Source organism: Methylotuvimicrobium alcaliphilum 20Z (assembly GCF_000968535.2).
GTDB lineage: Bacteria > Pseudomonadota > Gammaproteobacteria > Methylococcales > Methylomonadaceae > Methylotuvimicrobium > Methylotuvimicrobium alcaliphilum.
Map to the genome: position 1 here is coordinate 1,927,740 of NC_016112.1, position 15,090 is coordinate 1,942,829.

General features: G+C 49.0%; 9 protein-coding genes. 6 read left to right on the forward strand and 3 right to left on the reverse strand.

Annotation, left to right across the window (positions count from 1 at the left end; translation table 11 throughout):
• The first annotated feature begins 170 nt into the window (after window positions 1-170).
• The gene (locus tag MEALZ_RS08190) at window positions 171-2,798 is read left to right on the forward strand and encodes an MMPL family transporter (RefSeq protein ID WP_014148162.1); all 2,628 of its coding nucleotides are present in this window, start codon (window positions 171-173) and stop codon (window positions 2,796-2,798) included.
• A gap of 152 nt (window positions 2,799-2,950) precedes the next feature.
• On the opposite strand, the gene MEALZ_RS08195 is transcribed toward MEALZ_RS08190, so the two are convergent.
• The 3 genes from MEALZ_RS08195 to MEALZ_RS08205 all read right to left on the reverse strand — a co-directional run bounded on the left by MEALZ_RS08195 (window position 2,951) and on the right by MEALZ_RS08205 (window position 7,045).
• Window positions 2,951-4,879 (reverse strand): DUF389 domain-containing protein, encoded by a 1,929-nt coding sequence (locus MEALZ_RS08195; protein WP_014148163.1) that lies wholly within the window; start codon window positions 4,877-4,879, stop codon window positions 2,951-2,953.
• A 129-nt stretch (window positions 4,880-5,008) separates the two neighbouring features.
• Window positions 5,009-5,824: a mechanosensitive ion channel family protein gene (locus MEALZ_RS08200; protein WP_014148164.1), complete on the reverse strand. Its 816-nt coding sequence runs from the start codon at window positions 5,822-5,824 to the stop codon at window positions 5,009-5,011.
• A gap of 9 nt (window positions 5,825-5,833) precedes the next feature.
• The gene (locus tag MEALZ_RS08205) at window positions 5,834-7,045 is read right to left on the reverse strand and encodes a hypothetical protein (RefSeq protein ID WP_014148165.1); all 1,212 of its coding nucleotides are present in this window, start codon (window positions 7,043-7,045) and stop codon (window positions 5,834-5,836) included.
• A gap of 295 nt (window positions 7,046-7,340) precedes the next feature.
• Between MEALZ_RS08205 and MEALZ_RS08210 the strand changes: the two genes are divergently transcribed.
• From MEALZ_RS08210 to MEALZ_RS08230, 5 genes are all read left to right on the forward strand, one after another.
• Window positions 7,341-7,628 carry a sll1863 family stress response protein gene (locus MEALZ_RS08210; RefSeq protein WP_014148166.1) on the forward strand — a complete coding sequence of 96 codons (288 nt, stop codon included), beginning with the start codon at window positions 7,341-7,343 and terminating at the stop codon, window positions 7,626-7,628.
• 236 nt (window positions 7,629-7,864) lie between these two features.
• Window positions 7,865-10,003 carry a VTT domain-containing protein gene (locus MEALZ_RS08215; protein ID WP_014148167.1) on the forward strand — a complete coding sequence of 713 codons (2,139 nt, stop codon included), beginning with the start codon at window positions 7,865-7,867 and terminating at the stop codon, window positions 10,001-10,003.
• Window positions 10,000-10,686: an endonuclease/exonuclease/phosphatase family protein gene (locus MEALZ_RS08220; protein WP_014148168.1), complete on the forward strand. Its 687-nt coding sequence runs from the start codon at window positions 10,000-10,002 to the stop codon at window positions 10,684-10,686. Before MEALZ_RS08215 ends, MEALZ_RS08220 begins: the two co-directional genes overlap by 4 nt.
• 125 nt (window positions 10,687-10,811) lie before the next feature.
• A complete protein-coding gene (locus MEALZ_RS08225) occupies window positions 10,812-12,212 on the forward strand; it encodes a mechanosensitive ion channel family protein (protein WP_014148169.1) in 1,401 nt (466 codons plus the stop codon).
• A 183-nt stretch (window positions 12,213-12,395) separates the two neighbouring features.
• Entirely contained in the window at window positions 12,396-15,080 is a 2,685-nt protein-coding gene (locus MEALZ_RS08230; protein ID WP_014148170.1) for an MGH1-like glycoside hydrolase domain-containing protein, read from the forward strand.
• The last annotated feature ends 10 nt before the right edge of the window (window positions 15,081-15,090 follow it).

Genomic DNA, 15,090 nt, shown 5'->3' on the forward strand with positions numbered 1-15,090 from the left:
CGCTCCGGCGTCACGCGTCTTTCGGGTTTTCGCAGGGAGTGGATGCGAAGCCAAAAAAATCACTTAATTTCATATCAAGTCATTCGTGGAAAATTTGTTCAATCGCATCTATTCGACAAGTTCGTTGAACTGTTGCAAACTGAGCAAAAAAGCGTCGCAATGGGTGATTTATGAAGAAATTATCAGAAAAACTCGGCAGCATTTTTGCTGGTTTGGAAGCCTTTTTGATTCAGTTCCCGAAAACGGTCATAGTTTTATTGTTGATCACTTGCGGATTCAGTTTGCACTACACCTTTCATAATCTCGGTATAAACACCGACACGACCGAGATATTGTCGAAAAAGTTGCCGTTTTTGCAGGACCGGGCCCGTTTTCTGGAAACCTTTCCGCAGGACGAAGAGGCTATTCTCGTCGTGGTCGATGCCGAGACGCCGGAAAGGGCCGCGCAGGCGGTTGCGTACCTGGGAGGGCGTTTTAGGCGGGAAACCGAAGGAGTCGAGTCGGTTTATGCACCGGGAGAGGGTGCGTTTTTCGACCATCATGGCTTGCTTTATTTGGATCTCGAAACGCTCAATGAATTGGCGGCGAATTTGATCGAAGCGCAACCCTTTATCGGCGCATTATCGAGCGATAACACGCTGAAGAGTTTCTTAGCCATTCTCGGACTGGCCTTGACCGCCGAAGATCGCGAGTTGCCGGTGGATCTGAATCCATTGTTGAAAAATGTCGGTCATGTGACCGAGGGTTTACTCGATGACCGGGATATCCTTCTGTCATGGCAACAATTGATGTTGAGCGATGAGCAGGATTTATTGAGTACGAAACGCTTTATTTTGTTGAAGCCCGTGCTCGATTACACTGAGTTGATTCCGAGTGAAAAAGCCTTGCAAAGTGTTCGCGCGATAGTCGCGGATGCGAAATCGGCGCTTCCCGATGTGTCGATACGCTTGACCGGCGAAGTTGTATTGGAACATGACGAATTGGAAAGCGTTCAGCGCAGTGCGCAAATCGCTTCGTTTTTTTCGATGATTCTGGTGTGTACGGCCTTGTTTATCGGCTTGCGCTCGGTGAAATTGGTGTTGATTACCTTTACCGTTTTGTTGATGGGATTGGTGTTGACCGCAGGATTCGCCACCGTGGCGGTCGGACATCTGAACCTGATTTCGGTATCGTTCGCGGTGCTTTATATCGGCATCGGGGTCGATTATACGATACAGCTCAGTTTGCGCTACCAAGAGTTTTTGCAACAACAGGTTCCGCAACAACAAGCGCTGATTCAAGCCGTGCGAAAAGTCGGACCGTCGATCATGCTTTGCGCCGTGACGACCGCAGTCGGTTTTTTTTCTTTCGTTCCGACTGCGTATACCGGAGTTTCCGAGCTCGGCGTGATTGCCGGCGGGGGTATGTTTATTGCCTTAGTCGTGTCGGTAACGGTATTGCCGGCATTGTTACAGCTGTTTCCCCTCAAGTCTGGAGGTAAGCTGTCTCAAAGCACCTTTCCAGATTGGGTTTACGAGATTCCGATGCGGCATCATTTGCGCATTAAATGGATGGCGCTCGCTTTAACGCTCGCCGGTTTAGGCTTATTGACGCAAGTGCGATTCGATTTCAATCCCTTGAACTTGCGCGACCCGAAAAGCGAATCTGTTGCTACTTTTTTAGAGTTGCTGGAAACCAAACAGACCTCGCCGATGACCTTGACGATACTGGCGGACAATGAATTGGAAGCGCTCGACAAGGCGCGGCAATTGAGCCGCTTGCCATCGGTCGAATCGGCGCTGACGATCTTCGACTTCATTCCGGAGGATCAAGAAGTCAAGCTCGATACGATTCACGAGCTGGCTTTGCTAATGGGTTTTCGCTTCGCTACGTTTCCGCCGTTGCAGCAAGACAACATCGACAATCATTTGACGGCCTTGACGCAATTTAAAAATCATATCGAACAACATTTACAGGATCACCCCGTCAGCGAATTGAGTGGCAATTTATTGAGGCTACGCCACGCTTTGGAGAGTTTTTTGCTTCAATTGCAATCGAAATCCTTGCCCGAACAAGAAAGCATGTTGAACCGCTTGCAAAACAATCTGCTGGGCACCTTGCCGGATACGATGAATCTGCTATTGCAAGTCCTCGATGCCGATATCGTGACGCTTGAAAGCTTGCCGAAGGATTTATCCGAACGTTGGCTCAGCAAGGACGGTATTTTCCGTATTCAAGTCTTTCCGAGTAAAAACCTTGGCGACCACGAAAACCTGAAGCAATTCGTTGCCGAAGTGAGGGGAATTGCGCCGAATGCCACCGATTTGCCGGTGATTTATATCGAGTCGGGCAATGCGGTAGTCAAGGCCTTTCAACAAGCCTTGGTCGGCGCGCTTGTTGCCATCACGTTCGTTTTGTTGCTGGTCAATCGCAGTATTAAAGATACATTTCTAATTTTGTTGCCGTTGTTGATGACCGCGATATTGACTGCCGCCTCGACAGTCGTGATGGATAACCCTTTTAATTTCGCGAATATCATCGTGATACCGCTACTTTTTGGGCTTGGCGTCGACAGCGGCATTTACATCATGAACCGGTTGAGGAGTATGCCGGACGAACAGCGAAGCGTATTACAAACCAGTACGGCACGGGGCGTTATTTTCAGCAGTCTGACGACCTTGTGCAGTTTAGTCAGCATGGCATTTACGCCGCATCTGGGCTTGGCCAGTATGGGTTTGCTGCTATCGATCGGTTTGCTATTGATGATTGTCTGTACGACCTTGGTCTTGCCGGCTTGTGCTCATAAGAGAGCGAATTGAAGCGTTAAATGGACAGGGGTCGAGGTCAATTTTTTGTGGACGGGTTTACAAAACCCGTCCGGCGGTGATGTATTTTTTGTGCTCAAGATTGTTGGTCTATGCCTTGTTCCCGGACTTGAGAACAAGGCTAATGACCGGCTTGGTTTTTCCGGCTATTGCAAAATACTAAATGACGCATCCAATAGTACAGGGCGTTCGATTTGCTTGCTGATGTAATCGCGAAGCGCGGCGACATCTTCCGATACCAACGGGTCGGAACTGTGCAGCTTCACCGACAAGCGCACTTTTTTGCCAATCGACACAACCTCGACATCGTCGACTTCTATCGTTTTATCGTTCACCTTATAGGTTTTCGCATTGATTGCGTTGGTAATGCGGCTGTGGACCGCGGTGTTGACGAAAGAATGATAGAGCGGCACGCTGACTAAGAATAACAGCAACAGCGATAAACCGAGTCCCCGGTTGACTCGAAATATCGTCGAATAACCTAAAAATAGAAAGGTAATTGCGGCGGCGAGCGCAATGCCGGCAAAGTTGGTCAAAAATAACAAGCCGGTGCCGCTAATGATATTCCAGTCCCACCAGGCAATGCCGATGCCCATCGAACACAGCGGTGGTACTAAAGCGACCGCGATAGCGACACCCGGCAGCGTTCTGAGCAGGGTCGCCTTGGCATGCGTATAGGCGGCAGCGCTGCCCGAGATGATCGCAACGCCTAAATCCAGCAGGCTCGGTTGCGAGCGGGCGCGGATTTCGGGGGTTAATTGTTCGTAAGGAATCAGCAGCGCGGTAATGATCGACACGAACAGACCCAAGGCGATGCCGATGCCGAACACTGTCATGCCGCTTCTGAGTAATTTGCTGTCGTTGCGTAAAATGCCCATCGATAGCGACACGATCGGACCCATAAGCGGCGCCAACACCATCGCGCCGACGACGACCGGGCTACTGTTAAGATACAGGCCGAAGGTTGCCAGCATGCTGCTCAAGATCATTAGGCTAATATAAGGCCCGGATAGCTTGGCGTTGTCGCGTAGCATCAAAAACAACTCCTTGAAATCGGACTCGATCGCGGTCGAGAAGAAAGGCATTCTCTTTTTTAAGCGGTTAACATGCTCCGCGCTATGTCTCAGTGGTTTAATTTTGGCCGTGTCTTTCGCGTCGTCATGGATGACTTTATGCGCGGCTTTGTAGCGTTCGCCGACATTGATCGCAATACCTTGAGGAATGGTCTTCAACGAAATACGATCTGCTTTGCGTTGCCGGCTGTCGATCGCATACGAAAGGGTATTGGGACTCGATAATTCTAACGTGGCGCTCTTGATATAACCGACAGCTCTCGGTAAATGACTGACCGCGCGAAGCTTGCAATAAATCGCGATCATCAAGAAATTGAGAAAATCCATGACCGATGAAGGCGCCAAAAAAATGGCCGATAATTTGCCGTCTTGTGACGAAATGGATTCGTTAATCAGGTTCGCGGCAAGGGTTTCGATATCGTTTTCTATAACCAACACGCCGGTGACGGCCGTTTCGATGCGCTGGCCTTTTTCAGTTGAGACTGACAACTCGAAGGGTTTGAGTTTGGTCAGATTGGGAATACTAGCAATAAATTCGTTTACCTGCTCCCGTAGCGGTTTTTTTTCGTAGGCATGCTGGCGCATCGTAATAAAAGGTGCTTCACCGATCAAAACCGTCCAGATCACCGCTTCATCGTTACACAGCAGCAAATCCACTGGGTATGCCTTGTCGGGGTCGAGCGCGCGCGGCACTGCATCCTCGATTTGTTCGGCAATATTGAACAATCGGCAGATAATCGACTTATCCTTGGCCGGCAGTAAACCGACACTGAATTGATAGCGATGGGCTTCGCGTAATAATTGGGACAATTCGCTGTTGGTCAAGAGACTCACGACATGTTTTCGGCCTCGCAAGAAGGCTGAAGGATCGTTCATAAACTCGTCGAGCAATACCGGTTCCAGTTCTCCGCCGTAATGAAGCGTGGCTTCCAAGGCGCTGCGGAGCCGAACCGAGTTTTCGGGCTGCTGATGAATCAATAAGGTTTTTTCCGTTGGCGTCATGATACCTCCCCAATTGTTATTATGAGTGTCCGGTTGATTCTAACATGTAGAAAATAAATGGCAGCCAATTCGTTTTTCCGTTGCGCGGCGAGCTGTCTAAGAGAAAAGAGTCCTAGCTAACCCTTCAAATTAATGGATGTCTTTATTCTTCGGAAGCGCCGGCACTACGGCAAAAATAATACCGAGGTTTTTTAAACCGGCCTTGGCTCTGATAGTCATATCGGTGATAAATTGAAACTGTTGGTAGGGTTCGATCGGATAAGCCCTGATACGGTAATGCGTGCCCCAGGGTTGATCCTTGACGACCACGGCAATGGGTATCTCGAAATTCAAATAAGGGCTGGTCAATGCGACATCGTGCAGTAATTGTTTCACCCGAGCCCCGTCATGATCCGGGTGCAGATAAAAATTGGCCACGCATTGCAGAGCCGGCGTCCCGTTATTGGCATTCAGAATCGGTTCGGTCCACAGTTTGATGTGCGGAATATAAGCGGCGGTATCGTCCGGCGTGACGATTTGTACGGCGCGCATACCGATATGCTTGACTTCGCCGTATATGCCGTTGATTTCAATCCAGTCGCCGTTACGATAGGGTCTTTCGCCGACCGCGACGATGCCGGCTATCAGACTACTGACAAAGTCTTTGAAGGCAAAGCCTAAGGCAATGCCGAGCGTTCCCAGTAACGGTATCAAATTCTGCAGCGAAGGCTCGATGATGCGAGGGACGATCAAAATAAACGCTGTCAAGATCAAAATCAACCGTAATAGAGGTATCATCGCTAATATGAACAGCCGGGAGGCGCCATGAAGACGGTTGGCAGTCCATGTAAACAATTTTTGTATCGCTTGAATGAGCAGAAGAGCGCCGAAAATAATTAAAAGCACTTCCAGGAAGTTTCCTAAGTGGGGCTCGATGAAAATGTCTGAAAGCTTGTCTTTACCCATGACCGTCCTTTAAAAATCGTCCAATAGAAAGTTTTGCGCGTTTAAATATTGCCGGCTGGCAAGATAGCCCATTGGCGTAATTTGCCAGTCTTCATGATGCAGACCGACGACACCTAAGGACGTCAAGCGCAATAATAAGTCCATGATGTGATAATCGGAAAAGGGCAAAACTTCAGTTAAAGCGGAAACCGGCAAACCGTTGTGAATCAGTAAGGCATGCAGGATCAGAGCAATATTTTCATCATTCGCGTCCGGTATGATAGCGCCTTCGGTGAAATCACCGACCCAAATCGTAAGTTCCGATGTCGATTTTTCAAGTGATTCTTTGTTCGGTTCATCTCTCAAGCTTTCGCGCCAAAATTGTCTAGCGATTTCGGCATTGCCGCGGCAGCGCATAGCCAATTGCTCCAAGTCTTTGCTAGCGCCATTATTTTCTTCTTGCGAGTCGGATAAGACGGCTTTTCCGGTTTTGGCGTTGAGAAATATCGGCTGTTTGTTGTGTGCGGAATCCGCTAATTGCGAGAATAGGATTGAGAGTCGTTCGCCGTCGAAAGCTCGAAGCGTTAATGCATTGCTGCTCGGAATGAAACAAACTCGGCGTAGGTAAGCCCAAGACCAGCTATCGCAACCGATAAGGCCGGTTCCTAAATCGCCGTTCAACGCCAGCGCTAAAAAACGTCGTATCAGTGCCAATCCTTCGGCGTGGCGCAAAAAACATTTGTCCAGATTCGGCAAGACCCAACAGGTCTGTGAATCGGGCCAGTGATTTAGCCAAGATTGGTCGTTGTCGAGTATCTGTTCTAGTTTGGGTTTTGCAATCAGTCGAGCATTATGTCGGCCGGTCCAGCGGGCAAGAATTTCGCCATTGCCCATAAACGGCGGGTCCACGATGAATTTAACCGGGCTTTCGTTCGGTTGATTTTGTATCCAATCGCCCAGTGCGCAATCGAGTGCATCGACGGCCGCATGCCAATTAATCGCGGGAACAAGCTCGTCCAAGCGTGCCCTCGAAAAAGTCTGTAATGCCTCTTCGGATTTTATTTGCTCCGATGAATGGTCGGTATTGGTAAAAAGGCGTTTGAACAATCGCCATTTTTGCCGCGCAACATCTGCACTTAACACAATGGGACACTCGAAATCGCTGATCGGTACGTATTCCCATAATGCAATCGCTTCGGGCTTTTGAGCTTTTTCGTTTGGCTGGCTATTCATGATAGGCAAGGCCCGTTCCTCTTATTGCTTTTTGAATGGGATAGTGCAACTGTTCGAAGTATAACGAATTTAGAATAAGTTTGACCGGTTCTAGCGAAAATTCATTTTGAGCCTCGTCAGCGTAAAGGCTTATTCCAGGGTAGAAAATACCTGATACTAATTTTAAGCACAAGCAAAGCGATAGTCGATTGCGTCCGGTGTAGGAGTCCCGTATATTGCACGAAGGTTTCCGTGAATCGTGTTATAGGAACCGTGATCACTACTCTATACAACAATTCAATACAACAATGGCGAGAGTACGATTATGAGCGAAAAAGACGCGTATGTAGAAAAAATGAAGGCCAAACTCGACGAATGGAATGCCGAGATTGACAAACTCCAGGCCAAGGCGAATCAGGCCGAAGCCGATGCCAAGATTCAATATAATGAAGAAATCAGCGCTTTAAAAAAGAAACGCGACGAAGCTTCGGCAAGGCTCGAGGAGTTAAAAGCAGCCGGGGAAGGTGCCTGGCAAGACCTCAAAGGCGGTTTGGAAAGTGCTTGGGATTCGATGAGTCAATCGTTCAAATCGGCTGCTTCAAAATTCAAATAAAAATTTCAAATCCATAAAAGATACTCAATTACAATCATCTCGGCCGGACTGAATTTGAAAGTTTTAATCCAGTCCGGCCCATTTCAAGATATTCTTCCTTATTTTCGTATTATCTCGGCTATCTGAATTTTCATCGAACGCTTGTCGTATTAGCGATTGCTTGCCAGTTGGTTTAACATCCATGGAATTGAAATAGCGATAGAATATTTAAACCGAAAGCAAGAAGGCCAAAGCGCGTGAAAACAATTTTTCAAAGCGAAAACTGCTGGCGAATTGAAAAAGCGCATCGGGCTGCTTTTGTCATAGACGGCGAAAATTACTTTCGAGCCTTGCACGAAGCATTGCAGAAAGCACGACGGTCGATCATGATCGTCGGTTGGGATTTGCATAGCGAATTGCGCTTGATTCGAAACGGCGAAACCGCCGAACTCCCCGAAGATTTGGGAAAACTGCTCGATTTTTTGGTTAAACGGAATCCGGGGCTGCAAATTTATGTGTTGAGTTGGGATTTTGCGATGATCTATGCGATGGAGCGCGAATTTTTTCCTCGCTACAAATTGCTATGGAGTACCCACAAGCAAGTCCGTTTTTATCTGGACGGGGAGCATCCTGTGGGTGCCTCTCAGCATATGAAGATAGTCGTCATCGATGACGCCATCGCCTTTGCGGGCGGTTTGGACTTGAGCAAATGGCGTTGGGATACTTCGGAGCATTTACCGGACGATAAACGCCGGATCGATCCCGACGGCGAAGCCTATCCGCCGTTTCACGACATACAGATGATTGTCGACGGCCCGGCGGCGCAAGCACTCGGCGAATTGGCCGGCGAACGCTGGCGAAGAGCTTACGGAGAAGCGCCGTTGATCGACGAACGGATCGAGATCGTCGATCCCTGGCCGGAAAGCGTTAAAGCGGACTTCCACGATGTTGAAATCGCGATCGCGCGCACCTGGCCCGCATATCGCGATTACGCCGAAGTGCGCGAGGTCGAACGGCTCTATCTGGATACGATTGCCGCGGCACGGAAATTAATCTATATCGAAAACCAGTACTTGAGTTCTTTTCGAATCGGCGAGGCATTGACGGCGCGTTTACAAGAAACGGACGGGCCTGAAGTGATCATCGTGCAGCCGAAAAAAACCGGCGGTTGGCTCGAACAGCATACGATGGATGTGTTGCGGGGGCGGATCTTGTTCAAATTACGCGAGGCCGACCGTCATCGGCGCCTGCATGTGTATTATCCGAGAATTTCCGTCGATCCGGAGGTGGATTTGATGGTGCATGCGAAAGTGATGGTGATCGACGATTGTTTTGTTCGCGTCGGTTCGTCGAACCTGAGTAATCGTTCGCTCGGTTTCGATTCGGAATGCGATTTAGCGATCGCGGCGGAGGAAGGCTCTCCGGAATCGAAAGCGATATCGGCGTTTCGTAATGGTTTGCTGGCCGAGCATCTGGGCACGGAAATCGAGCAGGTAGCGAATGCGTATCATGAAACAGGAACATTGGCCGGCGCGATCGAATCGTTGAGCAAGGGCGAGCGTAGGCTCGTGAAGTTAGACGGTGCAATTCCCGATGAAGTCGATCAATGGGTTCCCGAGTCCGAATTATTGGATCCTGAGCAACCGTTAGAGCCGGAAGAATTGTTCGAATATCTTATCGGTCCGAAACAACAACTCCCCGTTTTTAGGCATATGTTGAAAAACGTGTTGTTGATCGCTATTTTTCTAATAATCGCGGCATTATGGCGCTGGGCCGACTTGGGTGAATATTCGGTTTTCGACACAATCGAAGCTGCCGCTTTGTGGTTGCAACAACAGAATTACACATTTCTTTTGATTCCGTTTCTTTACTTCGCTGGCGGTTTATGTTTTTTTCCGGTTACAGTGCTGCTGATAGCCACAGTGCTGTTATTCGGACCTTGGCAAGGCTTCTTGTATGCACTGATCGGCTCCGAATTGAGCGCGGTGAGTCTGTTCTTGATCGGAAGAAGACTCGGTCGCGATAAAGTGAGCCGATTGAGCGGCGATTTATTGAACAGTCTGACTCGGAAATTCTCCGAATCCGGGCTGAAATCGGTCATATTCTTTCGTATTTTCCCGGTGGCTTCGTTTTCAATCGTCAATTTGATCGCCGGCGTTTCCAAAATACGGCTATACGACTTTGCGCTCGGAACGATGATCGGTTTGCTGCCTGCCTTATCCGTTTTGGTCATTGTGGCTTACGGCATTACCGTGGCGATACACGATTCGGGATCGAGTTATTTCGTCGGATTAATGATTGCAATCGCTTTGTCCAGTGTTGCTTTGTTCTTTTTTCTGGGGCGTCTGCGAAAAAAATACGGAAAAGGGGCGAGCGGCGGAAGCGGGAGCATATGAAGCTAAGAGTCGCGACTTACAACATTCACAGTTGCATCGGCCGGGACGGTGCCAGAAATACGACCCGTATCGCTCAGGTGTTGAAAGAGATCGATGCCGACTTGATTGCGTTGCAGGAAGTGGAGACATTGATCGCTCATCCCGAAAGCGTTCTGGCGGAACTCGAACAGGCCGCCGTGGCTAACGCGATCAGCGGGTTCACATATTTGGCGAAACATGGACACTTCGGTAACGTCTTGCTGTCTCGTATTCCTGTTCGCGCTGTGGAACATATCGATATCAGCGTGCCCGGCAGAGAACCGCGCGGCTTGATCGATGCAAAAATGACGTTCGACAACACGAACCTGACGATACTGGCGACTCATCTTGGTTTGTCCCCGGGAGAACGGCGACGGCAAGTTCGAGGCGTGTTGTCGACATTGGCAAGTAGCACCGCCGATATTAATATCGTGCTAGGCGACTTCAATGAATGGCTGCTATGGGGACGTTCGATGCGCTGGTTGAAGCGCCGCTTCAACAAAATGCCGGCATTAGCGACATTTCCGGCTCATCGTCCGCTACTGAGTCTGGATAGAATTTGGGTCGATCCGGCGGAACGCATGATTTCAATTAAAGTTCATGAATCGGAACTAAGCGCAGTCGCTTCCGATCATTTACCATTGATAGCCGAGATTGAACTCTAAATTCCCGGCAATTTTGGGTTTGATAAGTTCTGAACTTGAGTGATATGAATTTCGGGCCGACTTACATCGCTGACGGACTAAAACAATGAAACATAAGACTGAGCTAGGGTCGAAAGGTAAATAAAATGAAAACATTAATGAAACAGATGCTCGTAACTATCGTTTGGCTACTCTGCTTTCTATCCGAAATTCATATCGCTCAAGCTCAGGATTTATCGAAATTATTGACCGGCAATGATGCTAATGAAAGTGCTCCTGCACCGGGTCAAGTCATTACGGTAACGCACTTGAAACAAAATGATAAAAAAATAGAAAAACGTTTGCTGCAGATTTTCTCAGAGCTGGATAATTTAAAAGACATAAAAGTATCCGTTAGTAATGGTGTTGTAATCTTAGAAGGAGAAATTATTTCAAAAGCAGCGGAAACAAGAGCTATTCAATTTGCCCAACAAATCGAAAGCGTTGTCGAAGTTGAGAACCGGTTAGTTATTGATCAAAGTATCACAAAACGTTTTCCGGAGACGATCAATAAAATATCGACGTTCGGCAAGCAGTTGATCGCCGGACTTCCCTTGATTCTAATGGCGTCTCTAATTTTTTTAGTATTTTGGGCATTGGGCGGTTGGCTTTCTCAACGCACAGCACTTTTTCGTCGTATTAGCGTTAACAATTTCATTGCCGAATTATTGGGAAAGATCACCCACTTTGTTTTTATACTAATAGGCATTGTCCTAGCGCTAAACCTATTGGATTCTGTCGCATTATTGACCACAATTCTCGGTGCGGCCGGTATTTTCGGTTTGGCCGTTGGTTTTGCTATACGAGATACAGTCGAAAATTTTATCGTAAGTATCTTGTTGAGCATTCGAAATCCTTTTGAAATCAATGATTTTATTGATATTGAAGGCCGGCAAGGCAATGTCGCTCGTCTGACGTCACGAGCTACTATATTAATTTCACCGGATGGCAATCATATCCGTATTCCGAACTCTACGGTATTCAAAGCCACGATAACCAACTTTACACGAAACCCTGTGAGACAATTCCAATTCGATATCGGTGTAGGTACCGCCCACGATTTGTCAAGAGCTCAGGCTGTAGCGTTGGCCATGCTCAAAACGATACCCGGTATTTTAAAGGAACCAAAACCTTTAGCCATTATTCATGAGTTAGTTGGTTCCAATGTAGTGATGCGTATTTTCGCTTGGGTAAACCAAACACAACATGATTTTTTAAAAGTGCGTAGCGAGGCGATTAAATCCGTGAAGCAGGTTTTCGACGAATCATTAATCACGATGCCGAATCCGATTTACGATCTTAGAATGACTCATAACCAAGAATCGTCCCAGGAAACAAATCAACAGCAAGTTGAGACAGCTTTAAAAACAGACCTTCAAAACATCGACAATCAAACTGAGGAAGTCCATGATATGACAGTCGACCGCACTGTCGAAAATCAGATTTCAAAGGAAAATATAGAAGGTAAAGTTGAAAATCTTTTGGATCCGAATACACCTTCAGAGTAATAAATCTGAAAAGAGCAGTGTAACTATTCGGCCACCCCCTTCTTTTGTCGGCAATGATTTGTCGTTTGCATAGGGGAGTGAGAGAGCCGGTCTTACCCTCGTATTCGAGTAAAGAAATGATTTTGTGACTTAGACTCAACGCTGTAAAGCGTTCCTGACACATAAAAATTCGGAGAGACGACCATGGCAAAAAAAGACACGCTCGAAAAATCCGCTGGCAAGGCTTGGTCGAAATGGGGGCCTTATCTCAGCGAACGGCAGTGGGGAACGGTGCGTGAAGATTACAGCGACAATGGCGACGCCTGGAATTATTTTCCGCATTCGCAATCGACATCGCGCGCCTATCGTTGGGGCGAGGACGGCTTGGGCGGCATCAGCGACGATAGTCAGCAGCTTTGTTTCGCGCTGGCGCTTTGGAACGGTCAAGACCCGGTACTGAAAGAGCGACTGTTCGGTTTGACCGGACCGCAAGGCAATCATGCAGAGGACGTCAAGGAATATTACTACTATCTCGATGCGACGCCGAACCATAGCTATCTGAAATATCTTTATAAATACCCGCAGGCCGCATTTCCCTACAAAGACCTGGTCGAGACGAACGCCAGCCGCTCCAAACTCGAATCCGAATATGAATTGATCGATACCGGTGTTTTCGACGAGGATCGTTATTTTGATGTCTTTGTCGAATATGCAAAGGCGGATCCCGAGGATATTCTAATCCGCATCAGCATCGTGAATCGCGGGCCGGACGACGCATCGCTTCGGGTGCTGCCGACGCTGTGGTTTCGCAATACTTGGGCGGGGTCGAATGAGACAGCCAAGCCGCAACTGAACCGGGGCGAAAGGGGCAACGGCGCGAGCGCGGTGTCTGCGAGTCATGCGGAATTAGGCGATTACCAATTGATTGCCGAAGGCGCGCCGGAGTGGTTGTTCGTCGACAATGAAAGCAATAACCGCTTATTGTTCGGTGGCGAAAACCATAGCGCTTATGTCAAGGACGGCATCAACGACTCTATCGTGCTAGGCAAGCAGGATGCCGTGAATCCGGAAGGATTCGGCACGAAAGCCGCGGCCGATTACGCGTTGACCGTTCGGCCTGGCGAAACGAAAACCGTCAAACTGCGCCTGCGGAAAGCGGACGGCGAAGCGAAAACGGCTTTCGAGGACTTCGACGCTATCTTCGAGCAAAGAGCCCAAGAAGCGGATGAATTTTATCAGGAGTTGATCGGCGAACTACCGGGCCCGCAAGGGCTTGTGTTGCGGCAGGCTCTGGCGGGCATGATATGGACCAAACAATATTACGAATTCGATGTCGGCCGCTGGCTCGGCGAGCATCACGGTAAGGCAACCCGCAACGGCGATTGGGGGCACATGCGCAATCACGACATCATATCGATGCCGGACAAATGGGAATATCCGTGGTACGCGGTTTGGGATTCGGCTTTTCATACCTTGGCGCTGGTACTGGTCGATCCCGATTTCGCAAAGGGGCAACTCAGCCTTTTTCTTGACGAACGTTATCTGCATCCGAACGGCCAGATTCCGGCTTACGAATGGAATTTCAGCGACGTCAATCCGCCGGTCCATGCCTGGGCCGTGCGCATGGTCTATCGTATCGATCGCGAGCGCCGGGGCGAGGGCGATATCGACTTTTTGAAGAACGCCTTTGCAGGTTTGGAGCGCAATTTTCATTGGTGGGAAACGCGCAAGGGCCCCGACGGCGACGTTTATCAAGGCGGCTTCTTGGGTTTGGATAATATCGGCGTGTTCGACCGCAGCGAACATCTGCCGACCGGCGGGCATCTCGAACAGTCGGACGGCACCGCCTGGATGGCGCTCTATGCGCAGAACATGATTCAGATCGGCCTGGAGTTGATCAAGCACGATCCCGGCTATCAACAAAAGGTTATTGCTTATCTCGATCACTTTTTGGGAATCGCCGCGGCGATGCATGATATCGGCTGCGAACACCGGGATATGTGGGACGAGGAGGACGGCTTTTTTTATGATGTGCTGCGTTTCCCGGACGGCAGCTCGACACGTTTAAAAGTACGCTCACTAGTCGGCTTGTTGCCGTTATGTGCGGTGACGGTGATCGAAGCCGATACCTTGGCGCAATTGCCTGAGCTCGCGGCTCGCTATGAAAAACTGGTTCAGCGTAAGGAGCATCTGGCCGAGAACATTTCATGTCCGATGACGCCAGGCATCGAGAATCGCCGCTTGCTGGCGATCTTGGATGAAGAGAAATTAAGGCGCGTGCTGACCCGCCTGCTCGACGAACAAGAGTTTCTAAGCCCTTACGGCATCCGCTCGTTGTCCAAATATCATCAAGATCATCCCTATCAGTTTCATTGGGAGGGTCAAACCCATACGGTCGCTTACATACCGGGCGAGTCCGAAACCTATATGTTCGGCGGCAATTCGAACTGGCGAGGTCCGGTGTGGCTGCCGGCCAATTTATTGATCGTTCAGGCCTTATTGACGATGCACACCTATTACGGCGACGATTTTAAGATGGAATGCCCGACCGGTTCAGGCAACCGGCTCAATCTGTTTCAAATCGCCAAGGAAATTTCATGTCGGCTGATGGATATATTTATGCCCGATCAAAACGGCAGGCGGCCGGTTTTCGGCGGCGCTGAAAAGTTTCAGAGCGATCCCCATTTTCGCGATCATCTGTTGTTCTATGAATATTTTCATGGCGACGACGGTTCGGGTCTGGGGGCCAGTCATCAAACCGGCTGGACCGGAACCCTGGCGACGCTGTTGACGATATTCGGTTCGCTCGATCATGAGGACTTGCTCAAAGGCGGCATGCAGGGAGTCGTCGAAGCATTGGCGGGAATGGACGAAAACACAACTCAGTAAGCGAGGTGAC